15 protein-coding genes and 1 rRNA gene are annotated in these 18,608 nt (G+C 31.3%); 3 read left to right on the top strand and 13 right to left on the bottom strand.

All coding sequences use genetic code 11. The features are described 5' to 3' along the window. Positions 1–6 precede the first annotated feature (6 nt). Both CLAU_RS03875 and CLAU_RS19900 read right to left on the bottom strand, forming a co-directional pair. A 16S ribosomal RNA gene (locus tag CLAU_RS03875) occupies positions 7–1,516 on the bottom strand. A gap of 581 nt (positions 1,517–2,097) precedes the next feature. Further along, positions 2,098–2,271, bottom strand: coding sequence for an aspartyl-phosphate phosphatase Spo0E family protein (locus tag CLAU_RS19900; protein WP_013239468.1), 174 nt, complete (start codon positions 2,269–2,271; stop codon positions 2,098–2,100). 203 nt (positions 2,272–2,474) lie between these two features. Here CLAU_RS19900 and add point away from each other — a divergent pair, with 203 nt between their 5' ends. Then, entirely contained in the window at positions 2,475–3,500 is a 1,026-nt protein-coding gene (gene add, locus CLAU_RS03880; RefSeq protein WP_013239469.1) for an adenosine deaminase, read from the top strand. Between the two features lie 272 nt (positions 3,501–3,772). Here the strand turns inward: add and CLAU_RS03885 are convergent, their stop codons facing one another. The 5 genes from CLAU_RS03885 to CLAU_RS03905 form a co-directional block, all read right to left on the bottom strand. Beyond that, the gene (locus tag CLAU_RS03885) at positions 3,773–4,516 is read right to left on the bottom strand and encodes a GGDEF domain-containing protein (protein WP_013239470.1); all 744 of its coding nucleotides are present in this window, start codon (positions 4,514–4,516) and stop codon (positions 3,773–3,775) included. Positions 4,517–4,538: 22 nt separating this feature from the next. After that, positions 4,539–6,380 carry a SpoIIE family protein phosphatase gene (locus tag CLAU_RS03890; RefSeq protein ID WP_013239471.1) on the bottom strand — a complete coding sequence of 614 codons (1,842 nt, stop codon included), beginning with the start codon at positions 6,378–6,380 and terminating at the stop codon, positions 4,539–4,541. A gap of 3 nt (positions 6,381–6,383) precedes the next feature. Next, a complete protein-coding gene (locus CLAU_RS03895; protein WP_013239472.1) occupies positions 6,384–6,767 on the bottom strand; it encodes a DUF1987 domain-containing protein in 384 nt (127 codons plus the stop codon). 8 nt (positions 6,768–6,775) lie between these two features. Beyond that, positions 6,776–7,321, bottom strand: coding sequence for a SiaB family protein kinase (locus tag CLAU_RS03900; protein ID WP_023161986.1), 546 nt, complete (start codon positions 7,319–7,321; stop codon positions 6,776–6,778). 222 nt (positions 7,322–7,543) lie between these two features. After that, the gene (locus CLAU_RS03905; RefSeq protein ID WP_013239474.1) at positions 7,544–8,716 is read right to left on the bottom strand and encodes a DUF4317 domain-containing protein; all 1,173 of its coding nucleotides are present in this window, start codon (positions 8,714–8,716) and stop codon (positions 7,544–7,546) included. Positions 8,717–8,851: 135 nt separating this feature from the next. Between CLAU_RS03905 and CLAU_RS03910 the strand changes: the two genes are divergently transcribed. Further along, positions 8,852–9,193, top strand: coding sequence for a HesB-like protein (locus CLAU_RS03910; RefSeq protein WP_013239475.1), 342 nt, complete (start codon positions 8,852–8,854; stop codon positions 9,191–9,193). A gap of 50 nt (positions 9,194–9,243) precedes the next feature. On the opposite strand, the gene thiI is transcribed toward CLAU_RS03910, so the two are convergent. Next, positions 9,244–10,386, bottom strand: a complete 1,143-nt coding sequence (gene thiI, locus CLAU_RS03915; RefSeq protein ID WP_013239476.1) for a tRNA uracil 4-sulfurtransferase ThiI — start codon at positions 10,384–10,386, stop codon at positions 9,244–9,246. Beyond that, positions 10,383–11,519 carry a cysteine desulfurase family protein gene (locus CLAU_RS03920; protein WP_013239477.1) on the bottom strand — a complete coding sequence of 379 codons (1,137 nt, stop codon included), beginning with the start codon at positions 11,517–11,519 and terminating at the stop codon, positions 10,383–10,385. Before CLAU_RS03920 ends, thiI begins: the two co-directional genes overlap by 4 nt. A 329-nt stretch (positions 11,520–11,848) precedes the next feature. Between CLAU_RS03920 and CLAU_RS03925 the strand changes: the two genes are divergently transcribed. Beyond that, positions 11,849–12,568 carry a polysaccharide deacetylase family protein gene (locus CLAU_RS03925; protein ID WP_013239478.1) on the top strand — a complete coding sequence of 240 codons (720 nt, stop codon included), beginning with the start codon at positions 11,849–11,851 and terminating at the stop codon, positions 12,566–12,568. 39 nt (positions 12,569–12,607) lie between these two features. Here CLAU_RS03925 and CLAU_RS03930 read toward each other — a convergent pair whose 3' ends face one another. The 4 genes from CLAU_RS03930 to CLAU_RS03945 form a co-directional block, all read right to left on the bottom strand. After that, the gene (locus CLAU_RS03930; RefSeq protein ID WP_013239479.1) at positions 12,608–13,228 is read right to left on the bottom strand and encodes an IDEAL domain-containing protein; all 621 of its coding nucleotides are present in this window, start codon (positions 13,226–13,228) and stop codon (positions 12,608–12,610) included. A 161-nt stretch (positions 13,229–13,389) separates the two neighbouring features. Then, entirely contained in the window at positions 13,390–14,127 is a 738-nt protein-coding gene (locus CLAU_RS03935) for a PD-(D/E)XK nuclease family protein (protein WP_242825679.1), read from the bottom strand. 234 nt (positions 14,128–14,361) lie between these two features. Then, a complete protein-coding gene (locus CLAU_RS03940) occupies positions 14,362–16,563 on the bottom strand; it encodes an ATP-dependent helicase (RefSeq protein ID WP_013239481.1) in 2,202 nt (733 codons plus the stop codon). Continuing rightward, the gene (locus tag CLAU_RS03945) at positions 16,560–18,569 is read right to left on the bottom strand and encodes a UvrD-helicase domain-containing protein (RefSeq protein ID WP_013239482.1); all 2,010 of its coding nucleotides are present in this window, start codon (positions 18,567–18,569) and stop codon (positions 16,560–16,562) included. Before CLAU_RS03945 ends, CLAU_RS03940 begins: the two co-directional genes overlap by 4 nt. Positions 18,570–18,608: the final 39 nt, after the last annotated feature.

Consider the following 18,608-nt stretch of genomic DNA (forward strand, 5'->3'; position numbering starts at 1 on the left):
CCCTAGAAAGGAGGTGATCCAGCCGCAGGTTCTCCTACGGCTACCTTGTTACGACTTCACCCCAATTACTAACCCCACCTTCGGCCGCGTCCTCCTAAGTTAGACTACGGACTTCGGGTGTTGCCAGCTCTCATGGTGTGACGGGCGGTGTGTACAAGGCCCGGGAACGTATTCACCGCGACATTCTGATTCGCGATTACTAGCAACTCCAACTTCATGTAGGCGAGTTTCAGCCTGCAATCCGAACTGGGGGCAGTTTTTGAGGTTTGCTCCACCTTGCGGTCTTGCTTCTCTCTGTACTGCCCATTGTAGCACGTGTGTTGCCCTGGACATAAGGGGCATGATGATTTGACGTCATCCCCACCTTCCTCCGCGTTAACCGCGGCAGTCTTGCTAGAGTGCTCAACTAAATGTTAGCAACTAACAACAGGGGTTGCGCTCGTTGCAGGACTTAACCTAACATCTCACGACACGAGCTGACGACAACCATGCACCACCTGTATCCCTGCCCCGAAGGGCTTCTCTTATCTCTAAGATATTCAGGGTATGTCAAGTCCAGGTAAGGTTCTTCGCGTTGCTTCGAATTAAACCACATGCTCCGCTGCTTGTGCGGGCCCCCGTCAATTCCTTTGAGTTTTAATCTTGCGATCGTACTTCCCAGGCGGAGTACTTATTGTGTTTACTGCGGCACAGAAGGGGTCGATACCTCCTACACCTAGTACTCATCGTTTACGGCGTGGACTACCAGGGTATCTAATCCTGTTTGCTACCCACGCTTTCGTGCCTCAGCGTCAGTTACGGTCCAGAGAATCGCCTTCGCCACTGGTGTTCTTCCTAATCTCTACGCATTTCACCGCTACACTAGGAATTCCATTCTCCTCTCCCGCACTCTAGATATCCAGTTTGAAATGCAGTGCCCGGGTTAAGCCCGGGTATTTCACATCTCACTTAAATATCCGCCTACGCACTCTTTACGCCCAGTAATTCCGGACAACGCTCGCCACCTACGTATTACCGCGGCTGCTGGCACGTAGTTAGCCGTGGCTTCCTCCTTGGGTACCGTCATTATCGTCCCCAAAGACAGAGCTTTACAATCCGAAAACCTTCTTCACTCACGCGGCGTTGCTGCATCAGGCTTTCGCCCATTGTGCAATATTCCCCACTGCTGCCTCCCGTAGGAGTCTGGACCGTCTCTCAGTTCCAATGTGGCCGATCACCCTCTCAGGTCGGCTACGCATCGTCGCCTTGGTAGGCCGTTACCCTACCAACTAGCTAATGCGCCGCGGGTCCATCTCAAAGCGGATTACTCCTTTAAATCAGTCTCCATGTGAAAACTGATTATTATGCGGTATTAATCTCCCTTTCGGGAGGCTATCCCCCTCTTTGAGGTAGGTTACCCACGTGTTACTCACCCGTCCGCCGCTAATCCACTCCCGAAGGAGCTTCATCGCTCGACTTGCATGTGTTAAGCACGCCGCCAGCGTTCGTCCTGAGCCAGGATCAAACTCTTAATTTAAAAGTTTATATGGCTCTGTTGAAAATCAATACTAACCTCGCATTTCTGCGTCAAACCTTTCGCTGTGGTGCTCATTTACTTAAGTAAACTCCGCTCCTCACTCAAGGCTTTCCTTGAACTACTCGTTATTATTGATTTTAATATATTACATTTCAGCTTGTTAGCAAAATATAATACATTATTCTTACGAAATTACTTTTTTAGCTGCTCTCGCAGCTCAAAAGAATTGCTGGTTTATTCTAAATAAGTTGTACTTATATCTTCCTCTGTTTAATTTTCAAGGATCATTTTGCCGTCTCACTTCGACAGCTTTTATAGTTTATCACGTCTTTTTTATCTTGTCAACATTATTTAAAAATTAATTTTTATAAATTCATTTTTAAATAATTGAACCTTGCTGTCATGTTCCAACGGAACAAAAACTATTATATCATATAAAGTAATAAATACAGAACATCTACTCTTCACTTAAATAAGTTATCTAACTTTTTCATCCGTTTTTAATACATTTCTACAAATATCATGTTCAGATACACCTGGATAAGTTTTTAGTAACATAATATGAAAAATTTGTTCAGCCCCTAAGAAATTAGAGATGATCTCATATTTTCTCTACAATTATTCATATTTCTATAATGTAAATAAATCAACTTGTCCAATTCCTGACTTAGCCTTAATACTTCTCCCCTACACAAATCATTACTTAAAATAACTAATTCATTTAATTCTTTTCTAATTTTTTCCATTTGTTCCATAATTCTACCATCCTCATAAAAATTTTTAACAACATTTTTTATTGTATTACTTTTTTTAATAAATTACAATACTTGTTAAAAATATATTTTTATATAAATTACTATAAAATATGGTACTTATATTGAAAAATTTTATTAATAATGGTATTATAATATAAAATTTCCACAAATATTCCAGTAAAATGGAAAATAGGAGGACACTCATGAACTTAAATAAACTTATTAAACTTATTCCAAAAACAGATCTCCATTGTCATTTAGATGGCAGTATACGACCTGAAACCATTTTGGATATTGCAAAAAAAGAACATATTTCTACTATAAATGATGATTTAAGTAGCTTTCAGAAAGAAGTTAAAGTATTAGGAAAATGTAATTCCTTAAAAGAATATTTGAATAAGTTCTATCTACCTATAAAAATAATGCAGAAAAAAGAATATATATATAGAGTTACTCTAGAATTATTAGAAGATGCGTTAAAAGAAAATATAAAGTATATTGAAATAAGGTTTGCTCCTTTAAACCATTTAGATGGTGGATTAACTTTAGATGAAGTTATAGAAACTGTGCTTTCTGCTATGGATTATGGAAGAAGTAACCTAAACATCATGTCAAATTTAATTATATGTGCTTTAAGACATGAACCTGTAGAAAAAGCCCTAAAACTTATCCATTCAGCCAAAAAATATGCAGGTAAAGGAGTAGTTGCTCTGGATTTAGCAGGAAATGAAGCAGACTTCCCACCTGAAATACACAAAAAGCCTTTTGATTTAGCTAAGGACTATAATATTCACCGTACGGTACATGCTGGTGAAACGGGTATAGTAGAAAATATAATGAAATCTATAAAATTATTGCATGCTGAAAGAATAGGCCATGGAACTTATGCCTATAAAGATAAAAATACCCTCGTATATCTGGCAAAAAATAAAATTCCATTAGAAATGTGTATAACTAGTAATGTAAATACTTCTGCTGTAAATTCTTACGAAGAACATCCTATAAAAAAATACTTGGACTATGGACTTGCTGTAACAGTAAATACAGATAATACAACTGTATCAAATACTACTATAACTAAGGAACTCGAATGTCTCGTAAAATATCAAAATTTTGATATTGAAGATATTAAAAAAGTTACGGAAAACGGAATAAACTTTTCGTTTGCCAGCGCAGAGGATAAATTAAAATTACATGCTGAATATTCCTCATTTATAAATAACCTATAGAGTCTCTAATCAAAAAAATCAACTTATACATAAAATGTAATGACAAAATTGAAAGCACATTTGAAAACTTTTCAATAAATTTTAGCGAGGTATTTTAGAAAATATTAGGAACTTAGATATGTTTGAAGTATGAGTTTAGCTAAGCTTCTTAGATTTTCAAAATGCCGAGCTTTAGACTTATTAAAGTTTTTAACGTGATGAAATTTGTCATTACATGATTCGTATAAGTTAACTTTCAAGCTAGAAACCCCATATGGATCTCAATTTTAAGTTTAGCCTAATTTCTTACATTTTTGTTTATTTTCATACATTTTTGCATCTGCCCTTTGTATAATTTCATCAATACTTAAACTATTACCATAATCCACTTGGAATATCCCATAACTAAATGAAACAGAATAAGGCTTCAGCTTCTTTTCATTTTCTGAATTTATGTCAAAATTAATTCTTTCTATAGCTTTTTCTACATTTTCCTTTTTGCTATTTGAAAAAATAATTAAAAATTCATCTCCTCCTAATCTACATAAAATATCATTACTTCTTATAACTTTTTTTATAAATCTACAAACCATTACTAGAAGTTCATCGCCTTCGAAGTGTCCAAAATTATCATTTACATATTTCAATCCATTTACATCTATATAACATATAGAAAAGAAACTCTTATTTCTCTTTATAGCATTCAATTCAGTATCTAAAAATGCTAATCCCATACCTCTATTATAGCATCCTGTAAGTGAATCTATAGCTGCAAAATATTTTAGTTTTTCTTCTGCTCTTATTCTATCTTCAATTTCCTTTTTCAAATCACCTTGAATTCTATGAAGGTATTCTTGTTGACCATCACTAATTTTTATTATCTTTTCCACATCTCTTATGAGTTTATCAAACTGTTCAGTAAGAATAGTAAAACTTTTCAATAAAGTTTTTTTATCACACTTTTCACCTTTAATTAATTCTCGAGCTTCTTTAATCAATGCTTTTTCAGCTTCGAAAAAATCAGAATCACCTGGCATTACTTTCCCCCCACATCTATAGTTATTTTAATTTAAATGCAAAAACAGTAATATCATCTCTCTGTTCCTTGTTTCCCATGTAATTCTGCAATACTGTTTCAAATTCAATTTTCATTGAACCCAAATCTTGAGCTTCACATTTTTGTATCATATTATACAAACGTTTCTTTCCAAAAGGATAGTTTTTTGATCCTCCATTTTGGTGGATAAAACCATCTGTACTAACAATAAGTATATCTCCTTCCTCAGCTGATATAACTTCACTGCATAGAGATTGATTTAATTCTATATAATCATATCCAACTCCTCTAGTTTGAGGTTTCACAATTTTTACTTCTTTACCACGCTTAATATATAAATCCAAATTAGCACCACAATACATCACATTAGATTTTTTATCTATACAAAATAATGCTATATCCAGCCCATCATCTATACTTTGAGGATTAGAACTTTTATTTAAAGTTTCCTTAAGCCTTACATGAAGTTCTTTTAAAATTGTACTAGGATCATCACTATTTATAGTAGTTACTATATCATGTAATATTGCATTTACAGTCATAGTCATAAGTGCACCTGGAACACCATGGCCTGTACAATCCCCTACTGCTAATATAATCATATCTTTAATTTCTCTTAGCCAGAAAAAGTCTCCTCCAACTATATCCCTAGGTTTCCAAATCACAAAACTATCCATAAAAACTTTTTTCATTTCCTTATCTAAAGGCAAGATAGACTCCTGCAGTCTTTTAGCATATTCAATGCTATCTTTTATTTTTTCGTTAGACTCCTGAAGCTCTCGGGTCCTCACACTGACCTTATTTTCAAGTTCCTCATTAATCATCATAGCCTGTTTATATGGATTGGCGATTTTTTTAGAAATAAAGTAATATAAAAGCATAAAAAATAACAAAACTAAGATTACAGTTATTACAGTATTAATTTTTAGCGAGTTAATAAGAGAAATGCTTTCTTTTCTCGGAATTTCATAAAATAGAGTCCAATCAGTTGAGTTTAACTTACAGTAAGCATAGTCCATAATTTCATCATTAGAATCATAATATTGTGCTACTTTAACATTTAGAGGTCGATTTTGAATCTGCTTAACAACATCTTTTGGTAAAAACTCTTCAACTTTTTTTCCTACATCTTCTCTTTTATCAGACAGTTTAATTACACCTTTTTCATCTACCATCCAAAGGTTGCTTTTTTTACCTACTTTAAATTCTTTAAATTCCTTTGTTATGTTGTTGAGACTTAAAGCAACACCTGTTATACCAACAGGGTTTTCTACACTTCCCATAATTGTATTTACAAAAAGAAAAGTATCATCCATTACACGATCATAATTTACATTAAAACTCATTTGCTTTTTAGATTTAAGAGTTTCAAAAAACCATCTGTCCTCAGGATTGTTTTCCGATAACACTATAAAATTTTTATCGTTTTTATTTAAACTTTGCCTAAAATAATAATTTTTTGTTTTTACTCCTGCTATAAAAAAATAATTGTAATCATAGGAAGTTGCAATACTTTCCAAATTACTTAGAACCAATTTTCCAACCTTTTGATCCTTTTCTTCTCCATTTACCCACTCTACATTCAAGGGATCTCTTGCAAAAATATAAGAAGTTTCAACAGCTCTGCTAATACGTCCATCTATCTTAGATGCCATTGATTTTACCATAAAAACAATATCTTGAGACTTAGCTTTAGCTATAAGAGAATTTTTTATATTTATATATCCTAAAAAGGCTGTAGCAATTACTGCAAAAGATATAATTATACCAGATATAAAAATTATTCTAAAAATATTTTTTATATAAGATCGGCTAAATTCTTTAGGTGACTCTTTTTTCTTCATTTCTTATTCCTCATCATTAATTGCAATAAAGTTAAAAGGAATATCTATATCCATTTTAAAGTCTTGTCCCATGTCATAATCAAAACCATTATCTTCATCATAATACCAGTTTGTAATAATTTCTTTTCCATTTTTATAATTAGTATTGAGCTTATCAAACAATATAATTAAGCACTTTATACTGCTAGTATTGATATATGAAAGCTGAAAATTTACAGTTAACTTTTGAAAATTAATAAAATATTCATCTATTAATTTATAAATGGGTTCATAAAAGCTATAGGCATTCTCTGGATAAGACTCTCCTTTGAAAATCAGTTCATTATATTCTGGACTAAACTCTACATAGGGAGTACTTTTGGTACTTTCAACCATAAAATTATTCATTTTTCACCTCATACCGTAACAGTTAATGTGTAATAAGAGTAACTGTCATCTATTCTCTCAAAGTTATATTCAACTTTTTTAGTGGCTTTTCTTGCAATTTGAATCAAACCAAGCCCGCACCTTCCCCTATTCATATCGACTTCTCTTCTTGATACTTCTCTAAAATAATTAGTAAGCTCTTCATCATTCATAGATATTATTTTATCTAGCTTTTCTTTCAAACTTGAAATATATGTGTTTAATATAGTATTACCTGAGTTTACACAATATCCTGAATCAGTTTTTGAAATAGCTATTACACCAGATCCAACTATAGCCAAAAAATCTTCTGTATTTTCTTTTGATACTTCATATTGTTTAATATTTTGTGTTTGTTCAACAAAAGTAAAAAAAGCCGAGCTAATCTTCCTCTTTTTAGCTTGCTGAAGCTGCATTCTCTGTTTTAGAGCTATTCCAAGTTCTTCTATTAGTCCTTGAGAAAATGTTCCTGAAAATATAAATTCAATATTTGATTGTTTTAACTTTTTCTGAAGCATGTATATTGCATTTTCCAATACGCCCACTCCCCTTAATTAATAATTTAAATTGCTTACCCTATAGCCTTAAATCTACACTATTCTTTAATGACTTAATTTCTAAGTAATATTTTCTTTACGGAAAATCAAATCAGAAAAATTTTTTAATTTATTATATCATACTTTGTCATAAACCTATATAAGTATTTCTCATAATACTATGGTTCTTTAAGCACTTAAATGTAGACCAAATACTAAAACTTATATATAATCTTCCATTTTTTCAGTTTCAAGTTTAAGACCATTTACCACCATATCATCTTTTAATTCTATGAGTAGGCACTTTCTACCACTTTTATTTACTACCTGTTTTACACTTCCTAAGTCGTGAGGATTTATAGTTATACTTGTATCTTCATTTTCTATCTTTATAGATTTACTTTTAAAATCAGGAATTATATTTCTAACTTTAAATTCATAGTCTCCCCCACATACTTCCTCAAATGCGCTTTTTACAACTTGTGGATTTTCTATACCGCTTTCTCCAAGCACTTCCGTCACTTGTTTCATATCTAAAGTAGTTTCTTCCTCATCCTCTTCTTCTTCACTTAGTTTTTCATTCATTTTTTCATATATTTCCTGCATGGTATCGGAATTTATTTTGCCTCCTGCTGCCGTACCTAATATAGCATTAAAACTTTCTTTTTCTTCTACCGCTGTAGGCTTTATAGTACAATTTAATACTTTTTGTACAAAAGCACTGTTTATTTGTTTTGCCTTTTGAGAATAATATATAACTTTATTTACATCTACATACTGGGAAGAAAAACTTGGAAACATAAATCCATCTAGCGGTGAATTTAAATTTATAACCATATCCAGTGCAGAATTTGGTTTAAATCTCATTTCAGCATAATCAAATTTTAGTACCTTTTTGGGAATCTCCACCTTATTTACACTACACAATATAAATTCTATAGCATGTACATATTCCTCTGGAGAATCCTCGTTTCCCTTTTTCTTATCTGCATTATAATATTCTGCTTTTATAAAATTTATAACTACATCTGTATCATAAGTGTAATTTTTAGAAACTTTATCTACTATTTTATCTCCAAATTCAGCTATACTTTGTCCAGAATTTAGCGCTTGATATAATATATTTTGAGTGTGCTCACCATCTTCATCGCCGCTGCTTTCTTTAAAGTCCAACTCAAATATTTTAGAATCCAGAGTTCCCGTAAGCACTTTTTTAAAGTTATTCAAATACAACTCTCTTTTTTCCACTTCCATCATCTCAAAATGTTCCAGTTCCCTAGTTATTATTTCTCCATTATCCTTTTTTAAATACACACTGTATACCTCTTTAATAGGAAGTACATAACTTCCTAGTTTAAACTCTTTCCTTATACTTGCCAAATCCTTTTTATTCATACTTATCTCTCCAATTCATTAAAAATTCACTTTGAATTATTACAAGTTATATTTTATCACAATTTTTAATGGTATAAATTTAAGATTTTTGATACAATGAGTATACAAAATATAATTTTAAGAGAGGTTTTTTATATGGATTTTTTAAAAATAAGTGATATAGCCTACCAGGAATTCAAAAAATTTTTAGATGAGAATAACGCAACTTCTGGTGCAATAAGAATATATTTGGCTGGCATGACCTGCCATGGACCATCTTTTAACATATCTGTAGATGAAAAAAAAGATCATGATTTGATTCAAAAAGTAAAAGACATAACTTTTATCGTAGATAGTGATCTGTTTGTACAATTTAGCGGTTTTATATTGCTGTGTGGAAGTGAAAATGGACTTGGAGGATTTACTTTAGAGCCTGTATTCAAGCCCCAGACTTCTAATTGCAGCAGCTGTGACAGCTGTCATGGATGCGAAGAATAATTAAAAAAGGAGGTACAGCCACTACAATAGGTAAAGCTGTCCTCCTTTTTTTAATTGAAAAGTTCCGTATTTTTAACTGCTTCTTCTACCAAGCTTTCTATATCCAAAACACTTTCAGCCTTTCTTATTTCGGAAACTCTAGGCCTAGTTTTAGGATGCTTTGGCACAAATATAGTGCAGCAATCTTCATAAGGAAGTATTGAAGTTTCATAAGTACCAATTTTTCTTGCTTCATCCATTATGTCTACTTTATCCATGGCAATAAGAGGCCTGAAGACTGGTCTATCTGCTACGTCGTTGCTTACAATTAACCCTTCCATGGTTTGACTTGCCACCTGACCAACACTTTCACCTGTAGTTACCGAATCAACATTGTATTTCTCCGCTAACTTGCAAGCTACTCTCATCATGAATCGTCTCATTATTATAGTTAGTTCGTCTTCCCTGCAATTTTTAATTATCTGCATTTGTATTTCTGTAAAAGGTGCTACATAAAGATTTATGCTTCCTGTATACCCCTTTAATATTCTAGCTAATTCCTTAACTTTTTCCTTAGCTCTTTCACTAGTATAAGGATGGCTGTGGAAGTATACACAATTTAATCTGACTCCCCTTCTAGCCATCATATATCCGGCTACCGGGGAATCTATTCCTCCTGAAAGCATAAGCATTGTGCTTCCATTTGTTCCATAAGGCATTCCACCTATGGCTTTTATCCTTTTCGAATATACATAAGCACTATCTCTTATCTCTATATTTACAAAAAAATCTGGTTTTCTTACATCTACTGTTAAATTTTCATCATTTTTTAAAATATGAGCTCCAACTTCCCTACTTACCTCCATAGAATTAAGGGGGAATTTCTTATTTGCCCTCTTAGTCACTACTTTAAAAGTAGTTCCTGAATTTTGCTGTATACTTTTAAGGCATTGTTCCTTTATACTATCCATATCTGGTTCTACTTCATCTACTATACAAATTTCAGCTATTCCAAATACCTTTTTTAATTTTGCAATAGCTTCATCCATATCATCACAGCCTATAAACCATCTTCCCTCATCTACCACAAAATCGTATTTGGTTTCTCCAAGAACATTTTTTATATTATCCTTTAACTTCTTCTCAAATTTGCCTTTATTTAATCCCTTTAAAAATATTTCTGAAGCATATTTTAAAAGTAGCAATTTTCTCATTTACCCACACTCCTTAAAAATTTTAAAGATTCGTTCAATACATTTAAGGTATAATCAACTTCATCTTTTGAATTATCTTCATCAAAACTAAATCTTATAGTTCCTTTGGTTTCTTCCTTCTTCAATCCCAGAGCTTTAAGCACATGACTATCTTCATTATTTTTAGCAGAACATGCAGACCCTGTAGATACATATATACCTTTTTCCTCCAACAAGTGTAGTAATACTTCTCCTCTTACACCTATAAAAGATACACTTAATACATAAGGTGAATAGTCACTTCCATCACTATTTATTTTAATATTGGATATAGCTTTAAGTTTTTCTATAAAATAATTTTTTACACATGTTACTTTACTAAAACTTTCTTTTCTATTTTTGTACACTTTCTCCGCCGCTTCTGCAAATCCAACAACAGCTGCTAAATTTTCAGTGCCCGATCTAAACCCTTTTTCCTGTCCCCCTCCATATATAAGCGGTTCAGGTCTAAGACCTTTTTTTACATAGGCAATACCTATTCCTCTTGGTCCATGTATTTTGTGTCCACTTGCAGATAACAAATCTATATTGCATTTTTTAACATCAATATCATACTTTCCATAGGCTTGAACTGCATCTACATGGAACTTTACTCCACTATTTTTTTCTTTTATAATCTTTCCTATAGTTTCTATGTCCTGTACCGTTCCAATTTCATTATTAGTGTGCATTATACTTACTATTCTAGTTTCTTTATTAATGCTTCTTTTAAGTTCTTCAAGATCTATTTTCCCACTATCATCTACATCTAAATAAATAACCTTTATTCCTTCTCTTTCAAGAGCTTTACAGGTATTTAAGACACTGGGGTGTTCTATCTTTGTAGTTATAATTTGCTGCCCAGGTTTTATAAAACCCCTTATTAAAAAGTTATTGCTTTCACTGCCACCGGAAGTAAATATTATTTCATCTCTACTACAATTTAAGGTATGTGCCACTATATCTCTACTTTCATTCATCTTTAACTCTGCTTTCAATCCTAGAGAATAAGAAGAAGAGGGATTTCCATAATAATTTTTCATAGTTTCTGCCATTGAATTTATTATTTCATCATAAGGTCTAGTTGTTGCACTGTTGTCAAAATAAACTTCCACTATCTTTCACCTCGTATACATAAAAATAATTAAAATATCATAAAAAGCCAATATAACATATATTATCACACTTATATGCTATAGACAAAATCTATTTTTACAATTTTCCTGTTATAAACTTATCAAGTGATTCTTAGGTTCAGATGGAGTTTGCTTATAAGAATAACTTTCTCAAGCTAAACCTTAGAAGAACTTATCCAGGCGCGTAGCAGTGCTTATCACCCATTTTGATAAAAATGGGTGTATTAGCACTGACAGCGATCGGATAAAAAAATTTATAAGAGCACATACTATTATAGATAAAAACTAGGAATAGAAGGGACATTTTAATGAAAGTTAAATATTTTTTATTAACCATATTCTATATTTTATGTATAAGCTTAAATTCTACAGTTTTTGCATCTTCACCAAACACCTCAAAAGAAATTTCCTGCAATAAAACAATATATCTTACTTTCGATGATGGGCCAAGTACAGAAGTTACACCAAAAATACTTGATATTTTAAAAGAAGAAAACGTAAAGGCCACTTTTTTCCTAATAGGCTGTAAAATTCAAGGAAGAGAGGATATAGTAAAAAGAATATTCAACGAAGGTAACAGTATAGGTCTCCATACATATACTCATAAATCAAGTAAAATATATTCAAATTCTGATTCTTTTATCGATGAAATGAATAAAACCGGCATCGAAGTTGAAAAAGTAGTAGGATTTGCACCTAAAATAATAAGATTTCCCACAGGAAGTAATGGCCACTTAACCAATTCACTTCTTGAAAAACTTCATTCTTCAGGCTATAAGATATATGATTGGAATTTGTCTTTGTCCGATGGCATTGACTACAATACATCAGTTGACAAGTTATACAGGGAAGGTACTGGAAAGTGTGTCAATCCAAATAAAATATTTTTACTTGCTCATTGTGACGGTCAAAATAAAAACACCTGTGTGGTACTCTCTAAAATAATAAAACACTACAAAGAATTGGGATATGAATTCAAAGCAATTACAGAAAACACCCCTGAATATCACTTTAGAGTGAAGAGATAGTGAATTATACATTAAAAAAAGCTGCCAGGAAGTCAACTATTAGTTAACTTTCCAGCAACTTTTTTTCAACTTGTTACACAACGAGTAAAATAATTTTTTATTATTGCTGTCCAAAGCTTCATCTATCAAAATATACAAAATTTCAGTATACAATTTTCTTTTATCCAGACTAGTTATAGGGTTCATAGTAGGATTTTTATAAAGATCAAAAGAGTTGTCCAAATTTTCCCTGTGGACTTTCTTTAAAATCCATATATAATATGCTAGTTCTTCTTTTGATATGGTAAAAAACAATCTATTACAGTTATTTGTTGAAGATATCTTTATCATATCACTCTGCAAGTAAGTCAATTCCATTTCTCCAAAATTGCGTACTTTAAACTTACTGCTTTTAAAACTAGAACTTTTAAATTCACTTAAAAATTCTATATACCTTAAAAAATCTTTTTCTCCAAGTTTAAAATCATTTAGTACAGTATTAAAGCCGCACCTTTTTTGGAAAGAAATTTTATAATTGCTGCATCCTCCTGCATTGCTCACATTAGAAATAAAAATGCTATCTACAAATTTGTCCATTGCACGTTTTGGTATTAGCTTTATTCCATATTCAAAGTCCCCGTTTTTATGCTCCTTCAAAACAACAAAGTTACTTATATCCATAATTTTATCCCCTTTTTCGTAATATACCTGATTTATTATACATGAAAAAGGTGATTTTTTATGTTTATACGCAATATTGTGAAATTTCACAATATAGTACTCAAAACCCTACTTATAAGCCCATTATCCATAATAAATATATTTATTTCCATATATTACGATTAATAAATTTTTTGATTATTGCAAAGATAATTAAACTCACAAAACTTACAATGAGATGAGTAAAGTTTGGTATTAACACTATAAAAATCATAGGAGTTTATATTTTTTATTATTTTACTCAAGTACTTTTCATTTTCAATATGAGCCTTTTTGCTATACCCTATAGTTATAATATTATTTTCATATTGAGGCTGCCAAAAGTTCATTGTTATATCTTCCAGTTTACATTCAAAGCCAAACATATTTTCAACATTTTCAGCTAATACATACATATATACTAAAGTTTGAACTCTTTTTTTCATCTCCTCTATAGATAATTTTCTATTTTCCGTCTTCCAATCCCATATTTGAATTTTTTTATCTGGTGTTACTAGTATCAAATCATACTTTGCCTGAAGTCTCATGACATCTTTTGTCATCTTCACTTCATACTCTACTAAATAATCATTTTTTCTGTCTATTTTAAATGTGTCCTTTAAAGAATTTACTTTTTTTATTAAATCATCATTATTTAGTTTTCCTAAAGGAATCCCTGCAAAATACCTTTCACATATTAAATGAAAATCCAGACCCTGCTTTATATTCTCATAATAATTTTCTTCTATGGAACCTTCCCTCTTCCAAGACAAGTTTTCCAAATACTTTAGCCTAAACTTAAGAGGACATTTTATAAATGCATTTATAGAATTTTGACTGTAATAAAAATATTCCAATTTCCTTATATCCAAAACTTTCACCACTTATACATTCTAAATTTTATCCGATGACTACCTGCTCTAATACTCCACGCACTCTGTGAAAGCGACTATCACCAAATCAAAGATTTGGGATATCTGCTTTTCTCCAAGTGGAAGTAAAGAGTAGCTAGATCCCTGGATAACGATTTTTCCTAAAGGACAACGCCTTCTAAGTGCTGAAGCACTAAGAAGCCTGTTAATAAGCATCATGTGGAGCCAAAACTCTATCTGATGCTAAGAACTCTGTTTATTCTCACAAATGAACTTTTTTATGATTTCAAAATACTTAGATGGGCAATCTTTTTTGTTTTCATCATAGTGGGCCATAAGTATTAAGTATTTCTTTGCCCTGGTTATAGCTACATACAAAAGTCGTATTTTTTCACATATCACTTCTTCCCTAGCCTTTATAATAGGATTGTAGCAAACATCATTTTGAAGTAGTTTTTGCACTTCTGCTTTTCCTATAGCTGTGGGATTTTTAAATTCATCTTTAAAGTAATAGTGTTCTGATCTAAATTTTCCCTTAATACTATAGGGATATATGTAATTATTTAAATACAACAAAAATACGCAGTCCCATTCTAATCCCTTCGATTTATGATAAGTTGTAACCGTGACTTTCTCTGGAACTGGCTCATATCCTCTTATGTCATAAATTACATTGCATATATGTGTAAATGCAGAACTTCTTACATCTAAAAGCTCCTGTGAAATTTCATCCAAAGTCATAGAATTATTTTCAGCATTCTTATGCCTTACATAAGATGCTACATATTGAAGAATAGCTTTATCTTCATTATTTAATTTAAGTTCATAACCTATATATAGAATCAATTCTTGCAAAGGCATATTCAAATTGGCCAATATATCTTTTACCATTCTTAATTTACATATAAAATCTTCAAATATATTCTTGTCTATCTCCTCTAATTTACAAACAGACGTAGTCTTAAATACACTTTCTTTTATTATGTCCTCAATTTTAAAACTTGTAATATTATTAATTATAACATTCTTTTTTTCATTGTCCCCCTCTATAATTTCATACATCAAATCTCTAAATTTCACCGGGCTGTCCGGTTCTCCTAAAAAGCCTAATATTTTCCCCAAAATATTTATGATTTTGAGCCTCTCTGAAGATGTGCTTGACAGTTCATCACATTCTATTTTATTTTTTCTAAGCTCTTCTGCTATTTCTTTTACATGGCTGTTAAAGGGAATCAATATGGCAAGTGTCATATCTGAATGCTTGCTTTTAAAACTTTTTACCACTTCTATAGTCCTTTTTTTCACATCTTCCCAAGAACTCATGCTGTATGCATAGATGCCGTATTCATCAACTTCTGGATTTTTCAAATCTTCTACATCTTCTATAGGATGTATTTTTTGATATCTAAGTGCCTCTCTACATCTTTTCTCTGGATGATTTTTTACGGTGTATTCAACTAAAGAATTAGCTAAATTCATTATATTTCTTGTGCTTCTGCCTGCTCTGTTCATTACATAGTTTTTATCTGCTTCTCTTAAGAATTGTTTAAAATATATGGGATTTGAAGATGTAAAACTTCCCATTATACTTTGATTTAAATCTCCTACCCGAACCAAATTACATTCTCTCTTCTTATTATCTGCACCTACCCTTTCAGAAATAATGGACAGTATATCGCACTGCACCAAATTTGAATCCTGACATTCATCTTCAAATACAAAACTATATTTTTGTTGAAACTTTTTTCTCAAATCCTCATCTGAAATAAGTGCCTTATAAGCAAGTACAAGTATGTCATTATAGTCCACATATCCATTTAGATTCAACATTTTCTCATATCTGAAATAAATATAATTTAAAATATAAATTATGCTATTGTTTCCTAAAAGCTCTCTGTTTTCTTCTACTTTTTCAGGAGTTATTCCGTTTAATTTTAATTCACTTATAAGCACGTCTGATATTTGTAAAAAATCTTTCCACCATCTCTCACTTTTTTCATCATATTTTTTAGTGCCATACTCACTTAAAAGACTTCTGTATATCTTTTCTCCTCCAAGCTTTCTCCATATCTTTACAGCATTATCTAAATAGAAGATCTTCTGTAAATCATCTATGACCTTAAAATTTTCATCTAACCCTGCTGCATCCGGCCTCTCCTGTAATACTTTCATTGCAAGGCCATGTATTGTCATAACTTCATAGTCGCTATTTGAATCTATTCCTCTCTCCTCAAGCATGTGAGAAATTCTATTTTTAAAGTTATTTACAGCACTATTCATGTATGTAACTACAAGTACTTTTCCAGGCTTGTTTAATTTTTCTTCTATTATTTTGCAAACAAGCTGTGCTGTAATAAAGGTTTTCCCTGCCCCAGGCACTGCAGAAACTGCCATAGTACCTCCTTTATATTGCATTATAGGCAGCTGATCATCTCTAAATTTCATATATCCATATATCCTCCATTTTGTTCATATCCCATTTCAGAATATTCACTTCCATATAAATATATTCTACCACTACATTTCCTTAAAAGTGCTTTGGCTACACTATATAAATTTTTCTTTCTATTTCTTGTTTCTATTTCCTCTGTATACACAACATTTTCATTCCAACTCTTCTTTAACACACAGTCATTTGAAAATTTTTTTATATTTCTAGGACTCCACAAATTACTCGTCACATCAGTCCAAATTTGTACAGAACTTTTCATATTACTGGTTAGAAAATTAGAGGCACTGCTTAAAATTATACCTTTTTTTTCAAAATACATATTTTCTATGTCTCTAAAGGAACAAAAACTTTCAGCTTCGTTTATTGCAAAATCTACGAATTTTTGTGATGGGTTATCTATCGTTTTAAATTTATCAAGAGTATTTATAAACCTATCTGCCAATTCACCTAAATTTTCACATATACTTATGTTTTCTCTTGAATCCGGAAGTTCTATCATAATATTTAAAAATATTAGTCTTATAAGCTCTGGCATATCTATACTATCACTTCTAATATTTTTGCTGCAGTTTCTTATCCAATTTACAATATAGTTATATTTAGAGGCTCTCTCATCTCCCATAATGTTCTTTTGAGTATCCGTTAAATCCCCTAGCTTTCGAAAATTTACAACTTCATTAGATAAAATCCATGAAGTTTTTGCATCTGTAACTAAAAGCGTTGAAAAAAACTTTCTATAATCATCCATTGTAAAGTCATATTCTATGTCTTCAATACACATACATATAATCATCATAATGCAGTGAACATATGCATTATCCATCAATTTGTTTTTCTTTCCTAAATTATTGATTTCAAAAGGTGCATCTTTAAACCTACTTTGTAATTCATAACTCAATACAAAATCATTTATAGGACATATAATAGCTATATCTTCCGGAGACGTCCCATCATCTATAAGCTCCTTTAATTTATCTCCGATTTTTTCAATCATTTCACTTCTTAGGGAGGCGCCTATATCCGTATAAATATTATCTGAGTATTTGAATTTATTGGGACTTTCTAAAATGTGACAAAACTCAGAACTACATAAAAAATGTTCCTCTAAATTTATAAGTTTACCGTTAAAAAATTTACTTTTCTTTATAAAATCTATATCTGAACCATTGGAATTGCAAAACCCTGCCTCCATGTTAGAAAAAAAGTAACACCTATGTGCATTTTTAGAAATTACTTCTACTAAATTAAGTTCAGCAGCACACATTTCATCCATGTCATCTACCAGTACATATTTTATATTCCGAAGCTTTTTTAAATAACCTTCATCTTTAAGTAAATATTTGTTATAAAGTTGTATTGCCATAGCTATATCAATAGTTCCTGAATTCAAAAAACTTTTTGCGTAATGCATTATTACTTCATCCATCTTATCAAAATTCTGAGCATTTACATTTTTCTTCAATTTTAAAGAATTATATAACCTGTGTCCTATTTTATCCATATCAATTAATGAACATGCAGCTTGACTCATGTTTGAAACGAAAATGCCAGCCATTTTTTTAGACTCCACTGTTACATCTAAAAAGTATCCTTTTCTTTTTCTATAATAATCAATTAGCATTTTCATCATGTACTTTGAAGTATCATAATTTACAAATTCAGGTCGTATTTCACTTTTTCCTATAAGTTTACAGCTTTTTTCAATAATTGGCCAATATTTTATAATTTCTTCTTTTACAAAATTAGCATAAGTTTTTATTTTACACTGACCGCAAAAATTAAAAGAAATATTCCTCCTCCATGCTATTATCTGATTTAAATTCATAACAAATATTAAAATCTCTTCACTTTTAATTTTTTGAGATTCAATCATATGTCTATATTTTTCTTGTGCTAAAGTAGTTTTGCCACTGCCGCTTATTCCATCTATAACAAGACTATTTCCTTGGAAATCATTTTTAAAAAGTATTTCTCTTATTTCTTCATACTTTATTTTCATCACCCACTTTTTTAAATTAATTTTTTTAATGAGTAATTA

Source organism: Clostridium autoethanogenum DSM 10061 (assembly GCF_001484725.1).
In the GTDB taxonomy this organism is placed as follows: domain Bacteria; phylum Bacillota; class Clostridia; order Clostridiales; family Clostridiaceae; genus Clostridium_B; species Clostridium_B ljungdahlii.

Bases quoted from the DNA above. Each gene is read 5' to 3' on its own strand.
- CLAU_RS19900 (WP_013239468.1), bottom strand. From the start codon at position 2,271: ATGGAACAAATGGAAAAAATTAGAAAAGAATTAAATGAATTAGTTATT.
- add (WP_013239469.1), top strand. From the start codon at position 2,475: ATGAACTTAAATAAACTTATTAAACTTATTCCAAAAACAGATCTCCAT.
- CLAU_RS03885 (WP_013239470.1), bottom strand. From the start codon at position 4,516: ATGCCAGGTGATTCTGATTTTTTCGAAGCTGAAAAAGCATTGATTAAA.
- CLAU_RS03890 (WP_013239471.1), bottom strand. From the start codon at position 6,380: ATGAAGAAAAAAGAGTCACCTAAAGAATTTAGCCGATCTTATATAAAA.
- CLAU_RS03895 (WP_013239472.1), bottom strand. From the start codon at position 6,767: ATGAATAATTTTATGGTTGAAAGTACCAAAAGTACTCCCTATGTAGAG.
- CLAU_RS03905 (WP_013239474.1), bottom strand. From the start codon at position 8,716: ATGAATAAAAAGGATTTGGCAAGTATAAGGAAAGAGTTTAAACTAGGA.
- CLAU_RS03910 (WP_013239475.1), top strand. From the start codon at position 8,852: ATGGATTTTTTAAAAATAAGTGATATAGCCTACCAGGAATTCAAAAAA.
- thiI (WP_013239476.1), bottom strand. From the start codon at position 10,386: ATGAGAAAATTGCTACTTTTAAAATATGCTTCAGAAATATTTTTAAAG.
- CLAU_RS03925 (WP_013239478.1), top strand. From the start codon at position 11,849: ATGAAAGTTAAATATTTTTTATTAACCATATTCTATATTTTATGTATA.
- CLAU_RS03930 (WP_013239479.1), bottom strand. From the start codon at position 13,228: ATGGATATAAGTAACTTTGTTGTTTTGAAGGAGCATAAAAACGGGGAC.
- CLAU_RS03940 (WP_013239481.1), bottom strand. From the start codon at position 16,563: ATGAAATTTAGAGATGATCAGCTGCCTATAATGCAATATAAAGGAGGT.
- CLAU_RS03945 (WP_013239482.1), bottom strand. From the start codon at position 18,569: ATGAAAATAAAGTATGAAGAAATAAGAGAAATACTTTTTAAAAATGAT.